Genomic DNA, 24,768 nt, shown 5'->3' on the forward strand with positions numbered 1-24,768 from the left:
ACTCACTGCAACTTGATGTCCGCCTGCTGAATGACCCGCTGCCAGCGGTCTTTCTCGGTCCGGATCTGCTCGGCAAACTCCGCCGGCGTGTTGCCCAGCGGAAAGGCGCCCGTGTCTTCCATCTTGGCCGCCGTGGCCGGGTCGCGCACCGCCTGCGCAAACGCCCGGGCCAGCGTGTCGCGCACCGCATCGGGCACCCCGGCCGGCGCCACGACGCCGTACCAGGCCGTCACGTCGTAATCGCGATATCCCAATTCGGCAAAAGTCGGCAGATCAGGCAGGCGAGGATTGCGCGCCGCACCGGTAATGGCCAGGGCGCGCAAATGCCCGCTCTTGACGTAAGGCAGCGTAGACGGGAAGTTATCGAAGATCACCGGCACCACCCCCGCCACGGTATCGGTCAATGCCGGGGCCGAACCCCGGTAGGAAATGCTGTTCATCTTGCCGTCGATGATCTGCAGAAACCAGATCATGCCCAGATCATTCACCCCGCCCGCGCCAGCGTTGGCATATCCCTCCTTGCCGGGATGGGCGCGCACGTGCTGGACGAAGCCGGCCAGATCCTGCGCCGCGAACGCCGGGTTGACCGCCAGGATGTTGGGGCTGGTGACCAGATTGCTGATCGGCGTGAAATCCTTGACGGGATCGTAGGCGAGCTTGGGGAAGAGATGCGGCGCGGTGCCGTGCGTGGACACCGTGGCCAGGCCGAGCGTGTAGCCGTCGGGCTTGGCGCGGGCCGTCGCGGCCATGCCGATGGTGCCGGAGGCGCCAGTACGGTTCTCCACCACGATTTGTTGCCCCAGGATTTCGCCTGCCTTGGCCGCCGCCACGCGGCCGACGATATCGGTGGGGCCGCCGGCCGGAAACGGCACGATCAGCGTGATGGGATGGTCGGGAAAGCCGGCGCGCGCGCTCAGCGCGACAGCCGCCAGTGCCAGGGCGGCACCGCTTTTGCGCAGCATGGTTTGTCTCCTGAAATTATGGGTCGTGCGGAAAACGGGGCTTATGGGGTATCGCGGCGCAGCACGCGCCCGGCCCCTGTCGATGCCGGCTGGGGAAATACGGGCTGCCCGTTGACCCACACGCCATCGACGCCCACGGAAGGCAGCGTGGGCGCCTCCCAGGTGGCCCGATCGGCCACGGTGGCGGGATCAAACAAGACCAGGTCGGCGTATGCGCCCTGGCGCAGTTCGCCCCGGTCGCGCAGGCCGTAGACACGGGCGGGCAGGCCCGTCATACGCGCGATGGCGGCCTCCAGCGTCAGCAAGCCGGCTTCGCGCACGAAGCGCCCAAGAATGCGGGTGAACGATCCCCACAGGCGCGGATGCGGAAAGGCATCGTTGGGCAGACCATCCGAACCCACCATACAGCCCGGATGCTGGAAAATCCGCTGTACCTCGGCCTCGTCCATGGCGAAGTAGATGGCGCCGGCCGGCAGCAGGCGCTCGGCCGCCGTGGTCTTATCGCAGCCCCAATCGTGCGCAATGTCGGCCAGGCTGCGGCCGGCGCACTCGGGGTGCGGGACCGACCACGTGATGCGGATGTGCTCGATCTGCTCGGCGCGCGCGGCGATGAGGATGGTGGAGCTGCCCGGGTAAGGGTAGATGTCCAACCCGACTTCCACCCCTTGCGCACGGGCGCGATCGATATTGGCCAGCGTCGCCCGGCTCTTGCCCCAATTGGCGGGCATCATGCATTTGTGATGCGACAACACCGTGGCGCAGCCCGTGGCCCGGCCGATCTCCAGCACCTCTTCGACCGCCTGTTCGACGGCGTCGGCCTCGTTACGGATATGACTGGTGTGCAAGCGGCGATGGGCCGCCGCCACGCGCGCCAGACCATGCAGCTCGGCCGGCTGGGCGCAGCCGCCCGGCTCATAGGCCAGCCCCGTGCTGAAACCCACCGCGCCGGCCAGCAGGGATTGCTCGAGCAAGGCCTCCATGTCGGCCTGCTCCTGTGCGTCGGGCATGGCCGACGGATCCCTCATGACGGCCAGCCGCAGGTTGGCGTGCCCCACCAGCGCGGCGACATTGATCGTGGGCTGCAGACGATCGACCTCGGCCAGGTAAGCCGCCATATCGGCAAACAAGGGGGTCTCGCCCAGCAACGCCAAGGCAGCCGCGGTATTGCCCGGCAGCGGCGCGGGCGCGCCGCTCACGCCGCAATTGCCCACCACCACGGTGGTAATGCCCTGGCTGGTTTTCCAGGGCAGACCGGGTTTTTCCACGAACATCAGGTCGTCATGCCCATGCACATCGATGAAGCCCGGGGCCAGCACGCGGCCCTGCCCGTCGATGCGATGCCGGGCCGGCAGACCGTCGAGCGCGCCGATGGCCACGATGCGATCGGCCAATACCGCCAGATCGGCACGGCGGCGCGGCGCGCCGCTGCCATCGATGAGGTCAGCGCCGTGAATGATGAAATCGACGGGTTCGGAGCGGGGGACATTCATGTGCGTAGTCTCTGCCTGCCGGAACAGCCGGCAAGCGCCAGTATCCGTCCGAAGATCAATCTGTGAAAATTGTTTTAATTGATCCATCTATCGGATTTTGCAATGCATCGCCTGCCCAAGCACGTCACCCTCAAACACCTGAACGCCTTTGTGGCGGTGGCCCAGGAAAGCAGCTTCACGCACGCGGCCAAGCGCCTGTTCCAGACGCAGTCGTCGATCACCACCCTGGTGCGCCAGCTAGAGTCAGCCCTGGGCGCGGCCCTGTTCGAACGCACCAGCCGCCGCGTCCTGCTTACGTCCCTGGGCCGGGACTTTCTTCCCCGGGTATTGCGCCTGCTGGCGGATTTCGACGGCGCGATCGATGACGCCGTGCGTTATGGCGCGGTACAAAGCGGCCGCGTAGGCGTGGCCGCCGCCCCGTCTGCCATCACCGAGATCATTGCGCCGGCCGCCGCCGCGTATGCCGAGCAGTACCCGGGCATCAGGCTCTACCTGCGCGATGACAACTCCGGCAATATCCAACGCCTGGTAGCCGCCGGCGAGGTCGACTTCGGCCTGACCAGCCGCTGGGCGGATACGCCTGGCCTGGTGTTCGACGCCCTGCTGGAAGACCGCTTCGGTGTGCTCTATCGCCACGATGACGCCGCCCTGCAACCCGGCCGCGATGGCTATGTCTCCTGGCGCGCCCTGGTCGGCCGCAAGCTGGTCGGTGTCGTGGACGAGACCGGCATCATGGCCTTGTTGCGCGCGCGGGCCGATCTGCCCATACAGGCCGGCGCGCCCTTTTATGAAGCCTCGAGCACCACGTCGCAGGCCGCGCTGGTGCAGGCGGGGCTGGGCGTGGCGCTGCTGCCCGCCCTGGCGGCTCACCGTGTCATGCTGCCCGGCCTGCGTTACGCGTTGCTGGCCCGCCCGACCGTGGTGCGCACGCTGAGCATTCTGCGCGCCCGCGAGCGCTCGCCCAGCCCGGCTGCGGCCGCGCTGATCACGGCCATCGGCCAGTACCTGAAGCAGGCGCCGTTGCCGGCGGGCTGCCGCCGCTGCCGCTGACACCCCGCCCCCAAAAAGAAACCGGCCTTGCGGCCGGTTTCGATGCTGCCCAGGCTTACTGCAACGTGCGGGTGAAGACAAACTTGCCGTCGCGGTAATCCACCGGCACGACATCGCGCGGGCCGAACACGCCTTGCAAGATGAGCTTGGCCACCGGGTTCTCGATCTGCTGCTGGATGGCACGCTTGAGCGGCCGCGCGCCAAACACCGGGTCGAAGCCCACCCGGGCGATCTCGGCCAGGGCCGCGTCGGTGACTTCCAGCTGCATCTCCTGCTTCTCGAGGCGTTCGGCCAGCCGCTTGAGCTGGATGCGCGCAATAGACTCGATGTGCTGGGCATCCAGGGCATGGAACACCACCACCTCGTCGATGCGATTGAGGAACTCGGGACGCAAGGTCTGCTTGAGTTCTTCCATCACCACATCCTTGATGACCTCATAGGGCTTGCCGGTCATGCTCTGGATCTGCTGCGAGCCCAGATTCGAGGTCATGACGATGACGGTGTTGCGGAAGTCCACCGTGCGGCCTTGGCCGTCGGTCAGGCGGCCATCATCGAGCACCTGCAGCAAGACGTTGAACACATCCGGATGGGCTTTCTCGACTTCGTCGAGCAGCACCACGCTGTACGGCTTGCGGCGCACGGCTTCGGTCAGATAGCCGCCCTCTTCGTAGCCCACATAGCCCGGAGGCGCACCGATGAGGCGGGCCACGGAATGCTTTTCCATGAACTCGCTCATGTCGATACGGATCATGTGCTCTTCGGAGTCGAACAGGAAGTCCGCCAGGGCACGCGTGAGTTCGGTCTTGCCCACGCCGGTCGGGCCCAGAAACAGGAAAGACCCATAAGGCTTGGAGGGGTCAGCCAGACCCGCGCGCGAGCGGCGGATGGCATCGGCCACGAGGCTGCACGCTTCTTCCTGGCCCACCACACGCTGATGCAGCGCGTCTTCCATGTGCAGCAGCTTGTCGCGCTCGCCTTCCATCATCTTGGACACCGGAATGCCGGTGGCGCGCGAGACGACTTCGGCGATTTCCTCGGCGCCTACCTGCGTGCGCAACAGACGCGGCTTGCCGCCGGCGGTCTCGGCGCGTTCGACATCTTCCTCGGCCAGATCCGCCGCCTTCAGGCGGGCTTCCAGCTCCGGCAGCTTGCCGTACTGCAGCTCGGCAAGCTTATCGAACTGCCCCTTGCGCTGCAGCTCGGCCATGTCGGCGCGTACGCGGTCGATCTCTTCCTTGATGGATTGCGTGCCTTGCACGGCGGCCTTCTCGGCCTTCCAGATTTCTTCGTAGTCGTTGTACTCGCGCTGCAGGCGTTCGAGCTCTTCCTCGATGACGGCCAGCCGGCGCTTGGAAGCGTCGTCGGTTTCTTTTTTGACGGCTTCGCGCTCGATCTTCAACTGGATGATGCGACGATCCAGTTTGTCCATGACCTCGGGCTTGGAGTCGATCTCCATGCGGATGCGGGAAGCGGCCTCATCGATCAGGTCGATGGCCTTGTCAGGCAGGAAGCGGTCGGTGATGTAGCGATGCGACAGCTCGGCGGCCGCGACGATGGCCGGATCCGTGATCTCGACGCCGTGGTGAATCTCGTAGCGCTCCTGCAAACCGCGCAGGATGGCGATGGTCGACTCGACATCGGGTTCGCCCACGAGCACCTTCTGGAAGCGGCGCTCCAGCGCGGCGTCCTTTTCGATGTACTTGCGGTATTCATCCAGCGTGGTGGCGCCTATGCAGTGCAGCTCGCCGCGCGCCAGCGCCGGCTTGAGCATGTTGCCCGCATCCATGGCGCCCTCGGCCTTGCCGGCGCCGACCATGGTGTGCAGCTCGTCGATGAAAACGATGTTTTGCCCGTCGTCCTGGGAGAGTTCCTTCAGTACGGCCTTGAGGCGTTCTTCGAACTCGCCGCGGAACTTCGCGCCAGCGAGCAGCGCGGCCAGATCCAACGACAGCACGCGCTTGCCGCGCAGCGTCTCGGGGACTTCGTCATTGACGATGCGCTGCGCCAGACCTTCGACGATGGCGGTTTTACCCACGCCAGGTTCGCCGATGAGCACGGGATTGTTCTTGGTGCGGCGCTGCAGGATCTGAATGGTGCGGCGGATTTCGTCATCGCGGCCGATGACGGGATCGAGCTTGCCTTCACGGGCGCGCTCGGTCAGGTCCATGGTGTACTTGGACAAGGCCTCGCGGTTGGACTCGCCTTCGGCCTCGGAAATTTTTTCGCCGCCGCGCACCGCATCGATGGCGGTTTCGAGCGCTTTTTTCTGCAGCCCGGCTTCGCGCAGGATGCGCCCGGCCTCGCCCTTGTCGTCGGCCAGCGCCAAGAGGAAGAGTTCGCTGGCGATGAAAGTATCGCCGCGCCGCGCGGCCTCTTTGTCGGTGCGCGTGAGCACGCCCTGCAGATCACGGCTGATCTGTACATTGTCGTCGCCGGCGACCTGCGGCAGGGCCCGCATGGCGGTCTCCAGCGCAGGCTGCAGGCGGTTGACCGCCACGCCAGCGCGCGCCAGCAGGCTGCCCGCGCCGCTGTCGGCGTCGGCCAGCAATGCCGCCAGCACGTGGACCGGCTCGATATAGGGATTGTCGTTGCGGGCTGCAAGGCTTTGCGCGTCCGCCAGGGCTTGCTGGAACTTGGTGGTAAGTTTGTCGAATCGCATAGTAGTCGGTTGGCAGTGATGGGAGCCATGCCATAACCCTCAGCCGGCTCGATGACCTAAATGTGCGGCCAATTGGGTGCATTTCAAGGCCCTTCCCCGCACGCTGAAAATCGACTTACAGTGACTTACACTCCCGCCCATATTTCACAGGCAGTCCTGATGAGCATAAACGTTTTTGTCTACGGCACGCTACGCAGCGGTGAAATCCATGACCTGAGTCAAGTCGCCGCCGCTCATGGCCTGCCCCGTCCCCTTGCCCTGGGCGCCGGCCGCGTGCCGGGCTATCTGGTCGACTTCGGCGACTGGCCCGGCCTGGTCCCCGTGGCGGATGGACGCGCCGTGACGGGAGACGTCTACCAGATCGATCCGCGACTGCTGCCGCTGCTGGATCAAATCGAGGAGATCGGCCCCGATAGCGACTCCTGTTTCGTCCGCGCCGAGATCGATGTCGACACCGCCGGCGGGCCCGTGCGCTGCCATTACTACCCCGTGGATCCGGCGCGTCTGCAGGGCGTGCCCGGCATCCCTGACGCGGACTGGGTGTCCTACCGCGCTGCGCGCGAGGCCGCCGCGCTGACGGCGCTGGAGACCCCCGCCCTGCTGCTGGATACCGACCGGCTGCAGGCCAACGTGGACATGATGCGGCAACGGGCGGCGGCGTTGGGCGTGACGCTGCGCCCCCACGTCAAGACCGCCAAATGCGTGGAAGTGGCGCTGGCGGCCTGCGGCGGCCAGCCCGGTCCGATCACCGTGTCCACCCTCAAAGAGGCAGACCAGTTCTTCGCCGCGGGCTTTACCGACATGCTTTACGCCGTCGGCATCACGCCCAACAAGCTCGATCACGTCGCGCGCCTGCGCCGCGCCGGATGCGATCTGAAAATCATTCTCGACAATCGCGAGGCGGCCCAGGCCGTGTGCGCCGCCCGCAGCCGGCTGGGCCTGGACCTGCCCTGCCTGCTCGAGATCGACTGCGATGGCCAACGCAGCGGCCTGAAGCCGGACGACCCCGCGTTGACGGCCATTGCCGACCTCCTGCGCGCGGGCGCGGTGACCGTGGCCGGTGTGCTCACGCATGCCGGCGCCTCCTACACCTGCCGCAGCCGCGAGGCCATCGCGGCGATGGCCGAGCAGGAGCGCACCGCCTGCGTGCAGGCCGCCGCACGCTTGCGCGCAGCCGGGCATCCCTGCCCTATCGTCAGCGTGGGCTCCACGCCCACCGCGCGCTATGCGCGCCAGCTCGACGGCGTGACCGAGCTGCGGGCTGGCGTCTATATGTTCTTCGATCTCGTCATGGCCGGTCTGGATGCCTGCGGCATCGATGACATCGCCCTCTCGGTGCTCGTGACCGTGCTGGGCCATCAGCCCGAACGGGGTTGGATCATCACGGATGGCGGCTGGATGGCCATGAGCCGCGACCGGGGCACCTCCCACCAGCCCGTGGACCAGGGCTATGGCCGGGTCTGCGACCGTCTGGGCCGCCCCATCCCCGGGCTGAACATGACCGAGGCCAACCAGGAGCATGGCGTGCTCAGCTTCAGCCCGCCAGAGGCCGGCGATCTGGTCAAAGACTACCCGGTGGGCTCGCTGCTGCGCATCCTGCCCAATCACGCCTGCGCCACCGCCGCGCAACACCCGCGCTACCACCTGGTGCGCCAGGGCGGCGACCGCGTCGAGGGAATCTGGGCGAGGTTCAGCGGATGGTGACGCAATGCGAATTCCTGCTAGTTAGCGGCGCAAATCGACGAAATTCTGTCAAGAAGACTACAATCTAACGCAAAGAAACCGTGCCACTGCTTCCGCGAGCCGGTGTATCAAGTCTACGAGGTCATGAATGCTCAAGCGGGTTCCTGTCACGCCTGACGCCGCACATTGTTCCAGTTGCATGCTCGGTCATGTCTGCATCCCTATTGGCATGGCCGCCGCCGAGGTCGAAAAACTCGACGATCTGATCAAGGAACGCGTGCGGGTCGAAAAAGGCCATACGCTTTACGAACTGGATGCTCCCCTGGATGCGGTCTACGGCGTACGCTACGGGTCGCTCAAGACGCAACTCGAAGACGCCAGCGGCCAATTGCAGATCACGGGCTTTCATCTGCCCGGCGAAATCGTCGGCCTCGATGGCATGCTCGAGTCACGCCATGTCTCCAACGCCGTGGCGCTGGAAGACTCGGAAGTCTGCGTCATCCGCCTGTCGGAAATCGATCGCATCTCCAGCCACCTGCCCAGCCTGCAACAGCAGTTTCGCCGGCTCATGAGCCGCGAGATCACGCGCTCGCATCAGATGCTGGCCACCTTGGGCTCCATGCGCTCCGAGCAGCGCCTGGCGGCGTTTCTGCTCAACCTGTCGCAGCGTTATGCCGCGCTGGGCTATTCGTCCACCGAATTCGTGCTGCGCATGAGCCGCGAGGAAATCGGCAACTATCTCGGCCTGACGCTGGAGACGGTCAGCCGCCTGTTCTCGCGCTTTGCCCGCGAAGGGCTGATCCGCATCAACCAGCGCGAGGTCGAGCTGCTCGATCAGCCCGCCCTGCGCCAGTTGCTCGGCCACGAGCACTGCTGACGCGCCCATGAAGCCTAGCGGTGGCGGGTTCCGCCTAGCTCTTGCCGCGGCCTGCGCCTGCCTGCCCGCGGCTGCCGCGCTCGCGCAGGCAGCCCTGCCGGGCAGCGAGGAGCCCGATCCCTACGAAGAGCCGGTGGCCGCATCCGTACTGCCCACGCCGCCCTGGCGCGCGCTGGAGCTCGGCCGGCCCGGGCAACGCTACCCTTTCCCCGTTTACGCCAGCAAGAATCTCAAGCGCGATGACTTGCGCGGCATCCGCCGGCTGGTCATCGTCGTGCACGGCGTCAAGCGCGACGCCACGCGCTCTTATGAGGCCGTCTCCGCCCTGATGGGCAACAATGCCGAACGCCAGGACGACACGCTCATCATTGCGCCAAAGTTCTCCAGCGCGATCGACACCGGTTTCGGCCATATGCCGGCCTGGCGCCGCGCCAGTTGGGAAGACGGCGAACTGAGCATGCAGGTCAAGGGCCGGCCCGCGCCGGTGAGTTCCATGCAGGTGCTCGATGACCTCCTGCATGAACTGGCCAATGCCGAACGCCTGCCGGCGCTGCGCACCGTGGTGCTGGCCGGCCATTCGGCCGGCGCGCAACTCATCCAGCGTTATGCCGTGCTGAACAACCTGGATGATGACCTGCGCAACAAAGGCCTGGACGTGCGCTACGTGGTGGCCAACCCCTCGTCCTATCTCTACCTCACGCCCGAGCGTCCGCGCGCCGACGGGCGCGGCTTCGCGCCTTACGAGCGCGGCATCTGCCCGACCTACAACCAATACAAATACGGTCTGGACCAAATCCCTGCCTATCTGCGCAACGGCGATCCGGCGCGGCTGGCCCCGCGCTATGCCGCCCGCCACGTCACGTATCTGCTGGGCGGCGCCGACAACAATCCCGAACATCAGTTTCTGGACAAGACCTGCGGCGCCGAGGCGCAGGGCGCCACGCGCTGGGCGCGCGGCCTGGGCCATTGGCGCTACGAACTGGCCAGCGCGCAGCGCCATCCCGACTGGCCGGCGCTCGTGCACCAGGCCCAGGAGGTCGTCGACACCGGCCACAATGTAGCGGCCATGTTTGGCTCGACGTGCGGCGCGCGCGCGTTGCTGGGCGAAACCAGCGCCCCCCTGACGCAGGGCGCGCCCTGCCTGCCCATCACGCGCTAAGCCCCCGCATCAGACCGGCTTTTCCGTCGGCGGCTCGCCCGCCCCATCGGCCGGCAACACCGTCGCAGCCTCTCCCGGCTCTGCCACCACATTGTCGAATGCGGCCGTGCCCGCCGGAGGCTCGGCCGCCGGCGCGGGAGGCTGCACCACCCCGGCTTCCGGGGTGAGCATTTCCATGGCGGGATCGACCTCGACATCCACGCGCGGATCGAGCGTGACCATGGCCGGCGAGGACTGCAGCGTGTCGGGCATGGGTACGAAATGCACCGGCGCCTCGTCGACCTGATGCAGGCCGGTGACCGCGCTGGGCCGCACGCGCCAGACCAGGATGAGCGCACAGAGGGGAACAAACACGTAATACATGGCGTAGCCCCCGAGCGACATCATGATGCCGGCCACCAAGGGCCCCAGGCAGGCGCCCACGCCGTAGACCATCAACAGCACGGCGCTCAGGCTCACCCGCCGCTCGGCCTCGACGTGGTCATTGGCCAGCGCCGCGCCCAGGGGGTAGAGCGTGAACTGCAGCACGCCCAGCAGCGCCGACAGACATAGCAGCAGCCAGAAAGGCAGATCCAGCCAACCCCACATGAACACCGGCACCAGGACCAGGATGGCGGCATTGCAGCGGATCAGCCCGGCGCGGTTGATGCGGTCGGACAGCCAGCCTATGGGCCATTGCGACAGCAGGCCGGCGGTGACCGAGACGGCCACGAACAGCGCGACCTGCGAGGTTTCCAGGCCATGCTTGGCGGCGTAGACGGGCGCCAGGCCATAAAAGGCGCCGCTCAGGTTGCCGGCCACGAAGAGCACAGTCATGGCCAGCGGCACGCGTTTGACGAAGAAAAAGAAATCCAGCGGCGCGGGCCGCGGCGTGGGCGGGTGGGAGCGGGCCGTGACCGCGATGGGCACCAGACACAGCACCAGGCACATCGCCACCAGGATGAGGGGGCCGTCATCGAGGACCCCGTAGAAGGTGAGCGCCAACTGCCCCAGCACCGTGCCCAGGCCGGACACCACCATGTAGACCGAAAAGACGCGGCCGCGCTGATGGTTTTCGGTCTGCTCATTGAGCCAGCTCTCGATCACCATGAATTCGGTCACCATCATGATGCCGGAGATCAGGCGCAGCACCAGCCAGATCGGCAGACTCTCGGTCTGGGCCTGCAGCAGAATCATGCTGGTGGCCACGGCCGCGCAGGCCACGAAAGCGCGGATGTGACCGACCCGGATGATGAGTTTGTGACCCAGCCGCGCACCGCAGACCAGGCCCAGGTAGTACCCGGCGATCATGGAGCCGATCCAGACTTCATTGACGGATTTCGCCGTCAGTGTCAGCCCCATATAGGTGTTGAACAGGCCCGTGCCGATCAGCATCAGCAGCGTGGCGAAATACAGCGACGAAAACGAGAAGATGGTCGATAGCATGGGCAGGCGGGCAGCAGAGGATACGAGGGGGCTGCACGGGAGGCCGGACCGCCGGCCTCCTGAAAATCATCAGATCTGGGACAGCAGCGTGTCGGCGTCGCTGACTTCGAACTTGCCACCCGCTTCGATGTTCAGCTTGGTGACCACGCCGTCTTCGATCAGCGCCGAGTAACGTTGCGAGCGCACACCCATGCCGCGGGCGATGAGATCCAGCTCCAGGCCCAGCTCGCGCGTCCACAGCGCCGAACCGTCGGCCAACATGCGCACCTTGCCGCCGGCCTGCTGCTCGCGACCCCAGGCGCCCATCACGAAGGCATCGTTGACCGCCACGCACCAGATCTCATCGACACCCTTGTCGGCAAAGGCCTGGGCCTGGGCGATGAACCCCGGCAGATGCTTGGCCGAGCAGGTCGGGGTGAACGCGCCGGGCACGGCAAACAGCGCAATCTTCTTGCCGCGCGTCAGGTCGGCGACCTCGAAGGCATTGGGGCCGAGCTGGCAACCCGGAGTTTCGGTTTCGATGAACTCGGTGAGCGTGCCGTTCGGTACGCGGTCGCCAACGGAAATGGTCATGTATTTCTCCAACAGGAACGATTATCTATTTGGTTTGCACAGCACCGCTGTCGCGGCCTGCCCTCCATCATAGATCCTGCGCGCGCCAGCGGGGTTGGCGCCGGTGCGGGAAAAGCCTGCGCACAGACTGAAACGTCTGCAAACCGGCCCGCAGCGCCGCCGCGGCCCCGGCTTGGTCATAATGAAACGTTGCGAACAAGCGACGGAGGACCCCACCATGCGAGCCCTATGGATTGCAGCGGCCGCCCTGGCGAGCACGGCTCAGGCGCAAACCCCCGCCGAGCCCGGCGGCCAGACCACCTTCGAGCAAATCATCACCGCGGCCGGCGCCACCAATGGCGCGGCGCGGCTGTGCGGCGCTTCCGACCCCGATCTGCGCCAGCACGAATCCAACTGGCAGGTAAATCTGAAGCGCTATGCGCAGGAGTACCGCTACGACACCACGGCGCTCAATACCCGCTTTGCGCAGGGCCAGGAGACCGGCCGGCAAATGATGGAGCAGATGCGCCAGGCCAGCGTGGACGGCTGCGCCGGCGTACTGGGCAGTTTTCAGCGCGAGCGCGCCATCGGCTACAGCGAAATGAAGCAGGCCATCGCCGAAGTCACCGATGGCCTGCCGCGCACGCCCGCCCGCTGAACGGCGTGCTCAGAGCCCGTTCTGCTTGAACCAGTCCAGCATGCGTTGCCAGGCCTGCTCGGCCTCGGCTTTGTGAAAGCTGGGCCGGTAGTCCGCATGAAAGGCGTGCGGCGCATTGGGGTAGATGTCGATGCGCGAGGCCTGGGCGGCGGCAGGCCCCTTGGCCAGCGCCACCCGCATGCGATCGACGTCAGCCACAGGAATACCGGCATCCTTGCCGCCGTAAGCGCCCAGCACGGGGGCCTGCAGATGAGGCACCACGTCCAGCGCCGTGCGCGGCTTGAGATCGCTGCTCGCGCCGCCCAACTGGCCATACCAGGCCGCGCCCGCGCGCAGACCGGGGCGATGCGCGGCATAGAGCCAGACGACACGCCCGCCCCAGCAGAACCCCAGAATCCCCAGCCTGGCGGCCGCGCCGCCATGCGCCGCCGCCCAGGTGGCGGTGGCATCCAGGTCGGCCATCACCTGGGCATCGGGCACTTTGTCGATGATCTCGGCGCGCAAGGAGGCCATATCGGAATACTTGGCCGGATCGCCTTGGCGGGCGAACAGTTCCGGCGCAATGGCCAGATAGCCCTGGTGAGCCAGGCGCCGGCAGACATCCTGGATGTACTCGTGCACACCGAAGATCTCCGAGACGACCAGCAAGGTGGGCAGATCCTTGCGACCCTGCGGCGCGGCCCGGTAGGCGGGCATCTTGCCATCATTGGTGGGTATCTCGACCGGCCCGGCCACCAGCCCCTGGCTGCCGGTTTTGATGGCGGTCTGGGCCACGGCCGGGCCTGCGGCCAGCGAAAAGCCGGCGGCCAGGCCCGTGGCGATGAAGCCGCGCCGGTTCAGCGTCAGGGGCGGCAGCAGACTGTCGAACTCAGCATCCTTGATAACCATGGCACAACCTCCGGAAGGGATTACTTCAGTGAGAAATCGACGCGCGAGGGCATGCCATCATCCTTGATGCCGTCGGCGTCGAGCACGGGCGCGACGATGAAAATCCGGTCTGCCGGCCCTTGGTCCTGCAGTTTTTCGAATACGGCCTGGGCCCGCGCGTCGGCCAGCCGGCGCAGATCGTCCTGGGAAACGCGTGCCGCGCCCCGCAGCAAGGCTTCCATCTGTTGCGCGGGGATGGACTTGGCCATGCCGATGAAATTGCGGGGCTTGCCTTCGATCTTGGTATCGTCGTAGACCTTTTCGAGATACTTGGCGCGCTCGGCCTCGGTGAGCGTGACCGTCGCGAGATCCGGCGGGCGCTTGGCCGAGCCGGCCGTGTCGCGCACCTTGGCCAGGCGGATCTGCCGCTCGACCCAGGCCTGGCGCAGGCCGTCCTCGTCGCTGCGCGGATCGGCGCGGCCGGCGATGTCCAGCTTCAGGCTGGGCCGATCGTTCAACGCCTTGGCCAGCGTCTGCAGGCGGGCCAGGCTGTCGGCGGACAGATCGGCGCTGCCCGGCGCGAATTCGACATAGGAGAGTTCTTCTCCGCCGCCGAAGGCCGCGGCCAGCAAATTGAACGGCGCGGTCACCGCCTTGACGATCAGGTTGACGAATACCCGCACGATGATCCCGCCCACCGAAAACTGCGGATCATCCAGCGAGCCTGAAATCGGCAGGTTGATGTCGATATTGCCCTTGCTGTCCTTGAGCAGGGCGACGGCCAGCAGCACCGGCAACTGCAAGGCATCCTTGCTGTCTGTTTTGTCGCCCAGCGTGAGCTGGTTGAGCACGACCCGATTGCTGGCCTGCAAGGCGCGGTTTTTGATCTGGTACTCGACATCGAGCGAGAGTTTGCCGCGCTTGATGGGATAGCCCACATACTTGGCCGAATAGGTCGTAAAGCGCGGCAGATCCACGCCTTTTGCCGACGCTTTGAGATCCAGCGCCAGGTATTGCGCAAAGGGCTGCACCGTCCCGCTGATCGAAAAAGGCGCGGTGGTGTAGACGCGCCCGCCGATCTTGACCTGCGCCGGCTTGGGGCTGCGCGATGACACCGCCGAGACCGATCCTTCAATGGCCGACAGTTCGGCCGTGTAATTCGGTTTGACGAAGCGGTCGGTGAAATTCATCCTGCCGTGCGTGAGCGTGACGCTATTGACCGAGATCTCCGGCAAGGCGGCCGGGGCGGAGGCCGGGGCCGCGTGCGTACGGGTCTGCGTGTCTTGCGTGATGGAACCCGCAGCCTGGCCAGGCTCGGCCACGAGATCCATGACGTTCAGCCGCCCTTCGGCATTGAGCAACACACGGCCGAAGAAATCGTCCAGCACGATATCGCCCAGCGCGGCCGAGACCTGTTCGCCGCGCATCTGCACTTGCATATTGGACAGCGCGAGCTTGCGCCAGTTGAGAAAATCCGCCTTGTTGACCCGGTCTTGCAGATCGAAGTCGCTGATCTCGGCCGCGCCATGCCAGGAGGCGTCGGTGGGCGTGTCACCGTGAGCCAGAGAGAAGGCCAGTTGGCCGCTCGCGCCCACCGTGATGGCCCGCAGGGTCGCATTCAGGCTGGAGGCGACGTAGGGCGCGAAAGGCGCAAGGTCCAGCGCGGTGAGATCGACATGGGATTTGAGCGTCAGCGGCGCGGTGGTGAGCACGCCCTGCATGGCCAACTGCCCTTTTCCCTGGAGATCGGCGGCCCGCACCGTGAAGGCGGTCGGCGCCGCGCCCAGCGCGAGCCGGTCGGCGCTGAGGTCCAACTGCCCCAGCGACATCTCCACCGCGGGCGAGATGCCCTCATCGCGCGCCCGGACACGGCTGAGCGCGAGCCTGACGTTCTGCGCGCTGGCCTGAGCGTGGTCGCCGGCCGTCGCCACGCGGACACGGCCATCCAGGGCCAGCCGGCCATCCTGCACCACGATGGGCGCAGCGGCACGCACCGCCGGCGCGAAGGGCGCCAAGGCAATGTTGCCCATGTGCAGATCGAGGTCCAGATCCAGCGGCGCGAGCGTCAGCGGCCCTTTGGCCCGCAGCCAGCCGCCGTCCGCGCGGTTTTCCATGTTGGCCCAGATCCGGATCGGCTGCTGCGGCGGCTGCGGCCACTGGATGGTCTCGACCGTGAGGTCCAAACCCGCGAGCCAATAATCCAGCCCCGAGGGCGCATCGCGCAGCCGGACCTCGGCATCATGGACGTTGACGGCATCGACGGCCACCTGCCAGGGCGGCGTGGCGGCTTGTGGCGCGGCCTGCTTGCCGCCCAATGCCTGCTGCAGCCGGCCGATGACATCGAGCCAATTGATGCGCTGATCGGCATAACGGCGGGTTTGCACCTGCGGCGCCCACACCTCCACCTCGCCGATGCGCAACTGCTGCTTCAGCGGCTCGGTGTCGATGCGCCGCACGACCACGGAACTCCATTTGAGCAGGTCATCGCCGGACGCCTCGCGCAGATCCCATTGCCGCAGCCCCACATCCCCCACGATCCGGATGGCCGGCGCGGCGTCACGCGGTTGCTCGAAGCGGATCTGCAACGCCGAGTCGAGCAAGCCGCGCTGCATCGTGAGCGGCAGCGCCAGCGGCCAGATGTCAGCCCATTTCTCCAACTCCAACCCGGAAAAATCGAGGTTCAGGGTGGAATACGGCACTTTGTCGAAGGGCCGCGCCACGCCATCGAGCGTGAAGGCACTGCCATTGACCCGCATATGCAGGCTGGGCTGGACATCGATATCCGTGGCATAGCCGAACGTGGAGATAAAGGGCACGCCCAGCGATATCTGATCGATGACCTGCTTACGGCCCGTGACCTTGTCGTCGAGGACGATGCTGCCGCCCTCGAGGCGCAGATTATTGAGGGAAAACCGGGGCAGGCCGGCGTCGGCTTTCCCCTCGGCGGGCGGGCTGGCGGAGGGGCCGGCCAGCTTCTGCTGGATATCGGAGAAGCTGAACTGCGTGACATCCTCGCGCACGACCGTCACTTGCGGGTCGATCACGCTCACCGAGTCCAGCACGGGAGCAAACCAGAACAGCGAGCTCCAGGCGGCGCTGGCCTGAACCCGCGCCACTTTCAGCAAGGGCGTGTCGGCCTGCGGCTGGGCAATGACCAGATCATGCGCCCGCACCGTCAGGGTGAAGGGATTGAAGGAGATATCGCCCACGCTGATCTGGCGGCCCAGCAGCGCGGCCACGTCGCCGGTGAGCACGCCACGCACGACCTTGGGCACCTGCCAGGCCGCCAGACCCGCCAACAGCAGCACGCCCAGCACGACCGCTCCCAAGATTTTCGCGCCACGGCGCGAAAGCTTCAGTGCGGGCATGCGAACAGACATATCGGCCACTCCTGACGGGTTTGCCGGGGATTATCGCGTCCCCGACTGGGCTCGTCTATCATAAGGCTGCGCGCCACGCGGTGCGCCCGAAGCGCTTCCTCTCCCTGATCTTCTGTTTCTTTCTGAGATGCCTGACACCTTACCCACACTGAGCCATCTGGACGAAAGCGGCCAGGTTCGCATGGTCGATGTCGGCGACAAGGCCGAATCCGACCGTGTCGCCATCGCGCAAGGCGCGGTGCGCATGAGCCCGCAAGCCTACGGCCTCTTGACCCAGCCCGGCCAGGGCAAGGGCGAGGTCCTCAACACCGCGCGCGTGGCCGCCGTGCTGGCCGCCAAGCGCTGCGCCGAGCTCATCCCGCTATGCCACAGCCTGCCGCTGGCCTTCGTGGGCATCGAGTTCTCGCTCGACGACCAGGCTCACCGCATCGACATCCGCGCCACCTGCCGCACCCGCTATAAAACGGGCGTCGAAATGGAAGCCATGACGGCCTGCAGCGTGGCCGCGCTCACCATCTACGACATGTGCAAGGCCGCCGACAAAGGCATCGTCATCGAACAAATACGCCTGGCTTACAAGGCGGGGGGCAAAAGCGGTGAATGGCGCAACGATTGAAATGCGGTACTTCGCCCGCGTGGCGGAACTGCTTGGCAAGCGCAGCGAGCGCCTGCCTTTGCCGCAGCCGGCGGATACGGTCCAATTGCTGGCGGACCTGGCCTCGCGCTATCCGCAACTGTCAGATGCCAGCCGGCTGCGAATCGCCGTCAACCAGACCCACGTGAAGGGTCAGGCGCCCCTGGCCGGGGGGGACGAGGTGGCGGTATTCGAGCCTGTCACCGGAGGTTGAAGCCATGATCTTCGTTCAGGAGGCCGATTTCGATGCGGCCGCCCTCACCGCCCGCTTGCGCGCCGAGGTCGGCGCCCAGGCCGGCGCCATTGTGACCTTTACCGGCTACGTGCGCGATTACGCCCCGGGCCAGGCCACCGAAACCCTGTACCTCGAGCATTACCCCGGCATGTGCGAGCGCGAACTCGACGAGATCGCCCGCGCCGCGCGCCAACGCTGGCAGCTTGCCGGCACGCTCATCGCCCACCGCGTGGGCGCGCTGCCCCGCGAAAGCCAGATCGTGTTCGTGGCCGCGGCCAGCGCCCACCGGGGCGACGCGTTTCGCGGCTGTGAATTCATGATCGATGCGCTCAAAACACGCGCGCCTTTCTGGAAGCGTGAAACGCTGGCCGATGGCAAGCGTTTCTGGGTCCAGCCACGCACCGACGACGAGGACCGCACCCTCGCCTGGGAAAACAACAAGGACAAACCATGAACACCGAAAGCAATATTTCGCTGGCCTGCGCGGTACTGACGGTCAGCGATACACGCAGCGCCGGCGACGACACCTCGGGCAATCTGCTGGCCCATAACCTGGCGCATGCCGGCCATATGTGCGTGCGCCGCGAGATCGTGCGCGACGATATCTACCTGATCCGCCGGATCATGAGCGACTGGATCGCCGACCCGCAAGTCCAGGTCATTCTGAGCAGCGGCGGCACCGGTTTTTCGCACCGCGACTCCGTGCCCGAAGCCGTGCGCCCCTTGTTCGACAAAGAGATCGACGGCTTCGGCGAACTCTTCCGGCAACTGTCCTATGAAGAGATCGGCTCCTCGACCATCCAGTCGCGCGCCCTGGCCGGCTATGCGAACAATACGGTGATCTTCTGCATGCCGGGCTCCAATGGCGCCTGCCAGACCGCCTGGACTCGCATCATCGCCGAGCAGCTGGACAGCCGGCACAAGCCCTGCAACTTCGCCACCCACCTCTCGCGCAAGGACGCATCATGATGGAGTTCGACCAGGCCCAGGCGCAATTGGCCCAGGCCGCAGCCGCCATCGCGCGACGCGAAACCTTGCCGCTGGCCAGGCTGGCCGGGCGGGTGTTGGCGCAAGACATCCGCGCCACGCTCGATCTGCCGCCGGCCGACAATAGCGCCATGGATGGCTATGCCCTGCGTCACGCCGACTACCAGGCCGGCCGCAAGCTGCCCGTGACCCAGCGCATTTTTGCCGGGGATGCCCCGACGGCGCTGGCCCCCGGGCAAGCGGCCCGCCTGTTCACCGGCAGTCTCATGCCCGCCGGGGCCGACACCGTCGTCATGCAGGAAGACACGCATGAAGCCGACGGGCATGTCGAAATCCGCCAGGCCCCCACCGCCGGCCAGCACGTGCGCAAGCGCGGCGAGGACACCACGGCCGGACAGCCGCTACTGACCGCCGGCACGGTGCTGCAAGCCGCGCACATCGCTCTGCTGGCCTCGCAAGGGCTGGACCAGGTCGAGGTCTATGCGCGCTTGCGCGTGGGCATCCTCACCACCGGCGACGAATTGGTTTTCCCGGGTTCGCCCCGGCAAGCGCAACAGATCTACAACTCCAATGGCGCCATGCTGGCCGCACTGGCCGAAGGCATGGGCGCCGAAGCCACGCACGTGCTGCATGCCCGCGATGACGAAGCCAGCCTGAGCGCGGCCTTCGAACGCCTGCTGCAAGACTGCGACCTCATTCTGAGCGTGGGCGGCGTATCGGTCGGCGAACGGGATCTGGTCAAGCCGGTACTGGAGTCCATGGGCGCGACACTGGTGCTCTGGAAAGTCCGCATGAAACCCGGCAAGCCGGTCGCGCTGGCGCACATCCAGGGCAAGCCGCTGGTCTGCCTGCCGGGCAACCCCGTGTCGGCCTATGCGGTCTTTACCGTGCTGGTATCGCCGCTGGTGCGCCGCATGCAGGGCCGCAGCGACACGCATCCCCGCGTGGCCTGGGTGCCGCTACGCACCGAAAAGACCCGCCGCGATGGCCGCGAAGAATTCCTGCGGGTTCAGTACGAGGCCGGCCAGGCACCGCAATTGCATGCCTACGCCAAGCAAGGTTCGGGGGTGATGAGTTCGCTGCCCTGGGCCAGCGGTCTGGCACGGCTGCCCTACGATACCGATATCGCCGACGGCACGCCGGTGCGGTATTACGACTTTCGCCACTGGCAAGCCTAGCCCTGCGCGAAAGCGAAATCCTCGGCGGTATTCAGATTGAGAAACGCCGCGGGCGCGTCATCGAAGGCGACTTCGATGGCCCCCGCGCGGTCTTGCCACCACGCCACCTTGCGCTCGCCTGCGGCCAGGAAGGCGCGCAGATCGGGCAATAGCGCCGGACGTACCGCCATGCACACGGCATGGCGGCGCCCCTGGCAGCCTGCGACGGCCAGCGGCGCGCCGGCCGCCACGGCAGCGCCTGTCAGGCGCGCGGCCAGATCCTCGGGAATCAGGGGCGTATCGCAGGGCACGCACACCAACCACTCGTGCCGGCAGACCGCCAACCCCGCCGCCAGGCCGGCCAGCGGCCCTTGCCACGCGCCGAACTGGTCATCGTCTCCGACCACCTCACCGAAAGCGCCATAGGCGTCGATATTGCGGTTGGCGCTGATGATGAGCTGACTGACCTGGGGGGCCAACCGCCGGGCGACATGGGCCACCAGAGGCTGGCCGCGCCAAGGCAGCAGGCCCTTGTCCGCCTCGTTGACGCGCCGGCCCTGGCCTCCGGCCAGGATCAGCCCGGCGATTGCGATCTCAGCCACCGATATAGCTCATTTCGATTTTTTCGCGCTCGGCCGTGGCCTGGCCACGCCGCTCCGAATAATTGTCCTGCCGCGCCGACCAGATGCCAGCCACGGCGGCCGCGACCGCTTCGTCGTCGTCCAGGTTGCGCAGCAGGCCGCGCACGTCATGGCCGCGCGAGGCGAACAAACACAGAAACAACTGGCCTTCGGGCGACAGCCGCGCCCGCGTACAGCCGCCGCAGAAAGCGTGCGTGACACTGGAGATCACGCCGATTTCGCCAGCACCGTCGGCATAGCGCCAGCGCTCGGCCACCCGGCCCATGGGAGCATCATCGACGGCGATGAGCTCGAAGTGCTGATTCAGACGAGCCAGCAACTCGTCGCTGGGCAACACTTCCGCGACGTTCCAGCCGTTGCTGTTGCCCACATCCATGTATTCGATAAAGCGCAGCACATGGCCGCTGTGGCGAAAGCGCCGCGCCATGGGCAGGATCTCATCGTCATTGACACCGCGCCGCACCACCATGTTGACCTTGACCGGCAAACCGGCCCGGGCAGCGGCATCGATGCCGCGCAGCACGTCGTCCGGGGTGTAGTTGGAATCCGCCAGGCGTGCGAAACGGGCTGGATCGAGGGCATCGAGGCTGACCGTCACGCGCGCCAGACCCGCCGCCTTGAGCGCTTCGGCCTTGCGAGCGAGCAGGCTGGCATTGGTGGTCAGGGTCAGGTCCAGCGCTTGCCCCTGCGGCGTGCGCAGGTCAGCCAGCATGGCAATGAGCTTGTCGACGTCTTTGCGCAATAACGGCTCACCGCCGGTGAGCCGGATCTTCTCGATGCCCAGCCGCACGAAGATGCGCGCCGCCCGGGTGATTTCTTCGAACGACAGCAAGGCCGCGTGGGGCATGAAGCGGTAGTTGGCGTCGAAGACTTCACGCGGCATGCAATAGGTGCAGCGGAAGTTGCAGCGGTCCGTGACCGAGATGCGCAGATCGCGCAAGGGGCGCGCGCGGCGGTCGCGCACCGGCTCGCCGTCGCGCGGCGGCGTGACAGCGGCGGGTCGCTCATCGGCAAGATAGATCACGGAAGACATAAGAAGATCATAGCCCTTGCTGCCCTGCTCAGGGAAACGCCTCGGCCAGGCTCAGAAGACAGCCGCACTCGGCCGCGTCATAGCCGGGCAGGGCCCCGATGTCGCCCGAATAGGCCGGACTGCGCAAGGTTCGCAGAAACTCCTGCATGGCGGGTTGTTCCAGGTCGGCGCGCCGGGCAGCGAAAAAATAGCGCTCTCGGACCAGAGGGATGAAATCCAGGCCGAAGCGGCGCGCGGCCGTCTCCACCCCCATGCCCACATCGGCCATACCGCTGGCGATATGGGCCGCGATCGCCATATGGGTGAACTCATTGGTCTGGAAGCCCTGCACCTGGCCGACATCGATACCGCTGCGCTGCAACAAGAGGTGCGCCAGATAGCGGGTGCTGGACCCCATCTGGCGATTGACGAAGCGCACGTCGGGCCGGGCCAGATCCCTTACCCCGCGAATGCCTTTGGGATTGCCCGCCATGACGAAAAATCCCGTGTTGCGCACCGCCAGCTGGATGAGCGCGTGCGCCTCGCGGTCGAGCCACTGCGCGTAATGCGCCAGGATGTCGCGCTCGAACTCGCCCTGCGGCAGCTGAAAACCGGCCAGATCGCAATCGCCGCGGGCCAGCGAAGCCAGGGCTTCGCTGGCATTGCGGTAGCGCAGTTCCACCCCGGCGCCGTCCAGATGCGGCATCAAGGCCTCGACGGCAAACCCGTGGCTGGCCTGCAATCGCAGGGCCGCGCGCGCCTGGGGCAGCAGCCGCTGCAGGTCTTCCTGCAACTCGCTGGCCAGGCTGTCGAGCGTGGGCGCCAGACGCGCCTCGATGCGCCGATTGGCCCATAGCAGGCGTTGCGCCAGGGGCGAGAGCTCGCTGCCCTGCCGCCGGCGCGTCTGAATGAGCGTTGCGCCGAACAAGGCCTCGAATCGACGCAGCAAGCCCCAACCGTGCCGATACGACAGGCCGCGGGCTTTGCAGGCCCCGGCAATGTGTCCTTCGGCCTCGACGGCCGCCAGGAGGGCGAGCAGATCCTGCAACGAGGTCTCGTCGGCCCCGCCGTCGGCGGACAACACCCACTGCGGGCGCAGGCCGATACGGAATTTATATGTCATTTCTTGCATATTGAACCGAAGGCAATGCGCGATTAGAGTACGCCCATTACATGATTCCACCGTCAAAAATAATATGTTTTTTTAAACATATTAAACAGCCTGGCGGCGGCAAGCAAACGGCTTTCGGCGCGGGCGGCCTGCCCCTACGCCGTGAGGAGACATCTTGGGCCCGTCCTGTACCCCCGCGGAGGCATCCGCATCCTCCCCCGACGCCATCGTGCGCCAACTGTGCGACCGCCACGCCGGCCAGCCCGGCGCGCTGCTGCCCTTGCTGCATGACGTGCAGCACGCGCTGGGCCATATCCCTGCCCATACCGTCGCCCTCATCGCCCAGGCCCTGTCGTTGTCACGCGCCGAAGTGCATGGCGTGATCACCTTTTATCCGGACTTCCGCAGCGAGCCGGGCGCACGCCACCGGCTGCAGATCTGCCGCGCCGAGGCCTGTCAGGCCATGGGCGGCGAGGCGCTGGCCGCCCATGCTCTGTCCCGGCTGGGCTGCGACTTTCATGGCCAGACCGCCGACGGCGCCTATGCGCTGGAGCCAGCCTATTGCCTGGGCCTGTGCGCCCAATCGCCCGCACTCATGCTCGACGGGCGGCCCTATGCGCGCATGACCCCCGCCCGGCTGGACGGTCTGATCGACGGGCAGGGCCAGGCATGACGGCCCCGGTACGCATCTACATCCCCAAGGATGCCGCGGCCCTGGCCGTGGGCGCGGACGACGTCGCCCACGCCATTGCCGCCCAGGCCCGCCAGCGAGGTCTGGCCGTCGAGCTGGTGCGCAATGGCTCACGCGGGCTGCTGTGGCTGGAGCCGCTGGTCGAGATCGTCACGCCGCAAGGGCGGGTGGCCTACGGCCCCGTCGCGGCAGACGACGTGGCCGGGCTGTTTGACGCCGGCTGGCTGGACGGTCAGCCCAGGCACCCCCTATCGCAGGGCCTCACCGAAGCCATCCCCTATCTGCAGCGCCAGGAAAGGCTGACGTTTGCCCGCGTGGGCGTGACCGACCCGCTGTCCATCGAAGACTACGCCGCCCACGGCGGCCTGGCGGGCCTGGAGCGGGCGCTGACGTTGACGCCAGCGCAGATCGTCGAGGAGGTCACCGCCTCGGGTCTGCGCGGCCGCGGCGGCGCGGCCTTTCCCACCGGCCTGAAGTGGAAAACGGTGCTCACCGCGCCCGCGGCGACCAAATACATCGTCTGCAATGCCGACGAGGGCGATTCGGGCACCTTCGCCGACCGCCTGCTCATGGAAGGCGACCCGTATGCACTCATTGAAGGCATGACCATCGCCGGCCTGGCCGTGGGCGCGCACGAGGGCTACATCTATGTGCGCTCCGAGTATCCGCATGCCATCGCCGCCTTGCGCGCCGCCGTGTGCCGGGCGCGTGAAGCGGGCTGGCTGGGCGCCAACCTCCACGGCAGCGGCAAACGCTTTGACCTCGAGGTCCGCCAGGGCGCGGGCGCCTACATCTGCGGTGAAGAAACCGCCTTACTTGAAAGCCTGGAAGGCAAGCGCGGCGTGGTGCGCGCCAAGCCCCCGCTGCCGGCCATCAGCGGGCTGTTCGGCCAGCCCACGGTCATCAACAACGTGATTTCTCTGGCCACCGTGCCGACCATCCTGGCGCGAGGCGCCGCCTTTTACCGCGACTTCGGCGTGGGCCGCTCGCATGGCACGCTGCCGTTCCAGCTGGCCGGCAACATCAAGCATGGCGGTCTGGTCGAAAAGGCGTTCGGGCTCAGCCTGCGCGAACTGCTTTATGACTTCGGCGGCGGCAGCGCCACTGGCCGGCCGCTGCGCACCGCGCAGGTCGGCGGCCCGCTGGGTGCCTATCTGCCCGCCTCGCAATGGGACGTGCCCCTGGACTACGAGGCCTATGCCGCCATCTCGGCCATGGTCGGCCATGGCGGGGTGGTCGCCTTCGACGACAGCGTGGACATGGCCCGCATGGCGCGCTACGCCATGGCGTTCTGTGCCATCGAGTCCTGCGGCAAATGCACGCCCTGCCGTATCGGTTCGACGCGCGGCGTCGAAACCCTGGACCGCATCATCGCCGGCGGCCCGGCGCGCGAGACGCAAATCCATCTGCTGCGCGACCTCTGCGACACCATGCTGGGCGGCTCGCTGTGCGCGCTGGGCGGCATGGCCCCCTACCCGGTGCTGTCCGCGTTGAATCACTTTCCCGAAGACTTCGGGCAGATCACCCAGGCCGCCTGA

22 protein-coding genes are annotated in these 24,768 nt (G+C 66.5%); 12 read left to right on the forward strand and 10 right to left on the reverse strand.

All coding sequences use genetic code 11. The features are described from left to right. Positions 1-2 precede the first annotated feature (2 nt). Both CAL22_RS15030 and CAL22_RS15035 read right to left on the reverse strand, forming a co-directional pair. On the reverse strand, positions 3-962 hold the full coding sequence (locus CAL22_RS15030) for a tripartite tricarboxylate transporter substrate binding protein BugE (protein ID WP_167383650.1): 960 nt from the start codon (positions 960-962) through the stop codon (positions 3-5). Positions 963-1,003: 41 nt separating this feature from the next. After that, positions 1,004-2,452 (reverse strand): N-acyl-D-amino-acid deacylase family protein, encoded by a 1,449-nt coding sequence (locus tag CAL22_RS15035; protein WP_094814592.1) that lies wholly within the window; start codon positions 2,450-2,452, stop codon positions 1,004-1,006. A gap of 102 nt (positions 2,453-2,554) precedes the next feature. On the opposite strand from CAL22_RS15035, the gene CAL22_RS15040 reads away from it, so the two are divergent. Further along, the gene (locus tag CAL22_RS15040) at positions 2,555-3,502 is read left to right on the forward strand and encodes a LysR family transcriptional regulator (RefSeq protein WP_094814594.1); all 948 of its coding nucleotides are present in this window, start codon (positions 2,555-2,557) and stop codon (positions 3,500-3,502) included. 55 nt (positions 3,503-3,557) lie between these two features. Here the strand turns inward: CAL22_RS15040 and clpB are convergent, their stop codons facing one another. After that, positions 3,558-6,161 (reverse strand): ATP-dependent chaperone ClpB, encoded by a 2,604-nt coding sequence (gene clpB / locus CAL22_RS15045; protein WP_094814596.1) that lies wholly within the window; start codon positions 6,159-6,161, stop codon positions 3,558-3,560. A 159-nt stretch (positions 6,162-6,320) separates the two neighbouring features. On the opposite strand from clpB, the gene CAL22_RS15050 reads away from it, so the two are divergent. From CAL22_RS15050 to CAL22_RS15060, 3 genes are all read left to right on the forward strand, one after another. Continuing rightward, complete coding sequence (locus CAL22_RS15050; protein ID WP_094814598.1) at positions 6,321-7,865, forward strand: alanine racemase; 1,545 nt, start codon at positions 6,321-6,323, stop codon at positions 7,863-7,865. A 127-nt stretch (positions 7,866-7,992) separates the two neighbouring features. Next, positions 7,993-8,721, forward strand: coding sequence for a fumarate/nitrate reduction transcriptional regulator Fnr (fnr, locus tag CAL22_RS15055; RefSeq protein WP_094814600.1), 729 nt, complete (start codon positions 7,993-7,995; stop codon positions 8,719-8,721). Between the two features lie 7 nt (positions 8,722-8,728). Continuing rightward, positions 8,729-9,880 (forward strand): alpha/beta hydrolase, encoded by a 1,152-nt coding sequence (locus CAL22_RS15060; RefSeq protein WP_094814602.1) that lies wholly within the window; start codon positions 8,729-8,731, stop codon positions 9,878-9,880. A gap of 9 nt (positions 9,881-9,889) precedes the next feature. Here CAL22_RS15060 and CAL22_RS15065 read toward each other — a convergent pair whose 3' ends face one another. Both CAL22_RS15065 and CAL22_RS15070 read right to left on the reverse strand, forming a co-directional pair. Next, on the reverse strand, positions 9,890-11,305 hold the full coding sequence (locus CAL22_RS15065; protein WP_094814604.1) for an MFS transporter: 1,416 nt from the start codon (positions 11,303-11,305) through the stop codon (positions 9,890-9,892). 69 nt (positions 11,306-11,374) lie between these two features. Further along, positions 11,375-11,878, reverse strand: a complete 504-nt coding sequence (locus CAL22_RS15070) for a peroxiredoxin (RefSeq protein ID WP_094814606.1) — start codon at positions 11,876-11,878, stop codon at positions 11,375-11,377. A gap of 181 nt (positions 11,879-12,059) precedes the next feature. Here CAL22_RS15070 and CAL22_RS15075 point away from each other — a divergent pair, with 181 nt between their 5' ends. After that, entirely contained in the window at positions 12,060-12,515 is a 456-nt protein-coding gene (locus tag CAL22_RS15075) for a hypothetical protein (protein WP_094816665.1), read from the forward strand. A gap of 9 nt (positions 12,516-12,524) precedes the next feature. Here the strand turns inward: CAL22_RS15075 and CAL22_RS15080 are convergent, their stop codons facing one another. Further along, positions 12,525-13,403 carry a dienelactone hydrolase family protein gene (locus tag CAL22_RS15080; RefSeq protein WP_094814608.1) on the reverse strand — a complete coding sequence of 293 codons (879 nt, stop codon included), beginning with the start codon at positions 13,401-13,403 and terminating at the stop codon, positions 12,525-12,527. A gap of 20 nt (positions 13,404-13,423) precedes the next feature. Next, positions 13,424-16,762: a DUF748 domain-containing protein gene (locus CAL22_RS15085; protein ID WP_094814609.1), complete on the reverse strand. Its 3,339-nt coding sequence runs from the start codon at positions 16,760-16,762 to the stop codon at positions 13,424-13,426. Between the two features lie 127 nt (positions 16,763-16,889). On the opposite strand from CAL22_RS15085, the gene moaC reads away from it, so the two are divergent. From moaC to CAL22_RS15110, 5 genes are read left to right on the forward strand one after another with little or no spacing between them, the layout of a single operon-like run. Further along, positions 16,890-17,378: a cyclic pyranopterin monophosphate synthase MoaC gene (gene moaC, locus CAL22_RS15090; RefSeq protein ID WP_094814611.1), complete on the forward strand. Its 489-nt coding sequence runs from the start codon at positions 16,890-16,892 to the stop codon at positions 17,376-17,378. Further along, positions 17,359-17,610, forward strand: a complete 252-nt coding sequence (gene moaD, locus CAL22_RS15095; RefSeq protein WP_208622012.1) for a molybdopterin converting factor subunit 1 — start codon at positions 17,359-17,361, stop codon at positions 17,608-17,610. The genes moaC and moaD overlap by 20 nt, the downstream gene beginning before the upstream one ends. 4 nt (positions 17,611-17,614) lie before the next feature. After that, positions 17,615-18,085, forward strand: a complete 471-nt coding sequence (locus CAL22_RS15100; protein ID WP_094814615.1) for a molybdenum cofactor biosynthesis protein MoaE — start codon at positions 17,615-17,617, stop codon at positions 18,083-18,085. Further along, positions 18,082-18,600, forward strand: coding sequence for a molybdenum cofactor biosynthesis protein B (gene moaB / locus CAL22_RS15105; protein WP_094814617.1), 519 nt, complete (start codon positions 18,082-18,084; stop codon positions 18,598-18,600). The genes CAL22_RS15100 and moaB overlap by 4 nt, the downstream gene beginning before the upstream one ends. Further along, complete coding sequence (locus tag CAL22_RS15110; RefSeq protein WP_094814619.1) at positions 18,597-19,796, forward strand: molybdopterin molybdotransferase MoeA; 1,200 nt, start codon at positions 18,597-18,599, stop codon at positions 19,794-19,796. Before moaB ends, CAL22_RS15110 begins: the two co-directional genes overlap by 4 nt. On the opposite strand, the gene mobA is transcribed toward CAL22_RS15110, so the two are convergent. The 3 genes from mobA to CAL22_RS15125 are packed head-to-tail and all read right to left on the reverse strand — an operon-like array spanning position 19,793 to position 22,551. Continuing rightward, a complete protein-coding gene (gene mobA, locus CAL22_RS15115) occupies positions 19,793-20,377 on the reverse strand; it encodes a molybdenum cofactor guanylyltransferase MobA (RefSeq protein ID WP_094814621.1) in 585 nt (194 codons plus the stop codon). The genes CAL22_RS15110 and mobA overlap by 4 nt on opposite strands. Then, complete coding sequence (gene moaA / locus CAL22_RS15120) at positions 20,370-21,449, reverse strand: GTP 3',8-cyclase MoaA (RefSeq protein ID WP_094814623.1); 1,080 nt, start codon at positions 21,447-21,449, stop codon at positions 20,370-20,372. Before moaA ends, mobA begins: the two co-directional genes overlap by 8 nt. Positions 21,450-21,477: 28 nt before the next feature. Then, complete coding sequence (locus tag CAL22_RS15125) at positions 21,478-22,551, reverse strand: substrate-binding domain-containing protein (RefSeq protein ID WP_094814625.1); 1,074 nt, start codon at positions 22,549-22,551, stop codon at positions 21,478-21,480. 163 nt (positions 22,552-22,714) lie between these two features. On the opposite strand from CAL22_RS15125, the gene CAL22_RS15130 reads away from it, so the two are divergent. Together CAL22_RS15130 and CAL22_RS15135 are read left to right on the forward strand one after the other, a co-directional pair. Beyond that, positions 22,715-23,212, forward strand: coding sequence for a formate dehydrogenase subunit gamma (locus tag CAL22_RS15130; RefSeq protein WP_094814627.1), 498 nt, complete (start codon positions 22,715-22,717; stop codon positions 23,210-23,212). Then, entirely contained in the window at positions 23,209-24,768 is a 1,560-nt protein-coding gene (locus CAL22_RS15135; protein ID WP_094814629.1) for a formate dehydrogenase beta subunit, read from the forward strand. The genes CAL22_RS15130 and CAL22_RS15135 overlap by 4 nt, the downstream gene beginning before the upstream one ends.

Source organism: Bordetella genomosp. 12 (assembly GCF_002261355.1).
GTDB lineage: Bacteria > Pseudomonadota > Gammaproteobacteria > Burkholderiales > Burkholderiaceae_B > Bordetella.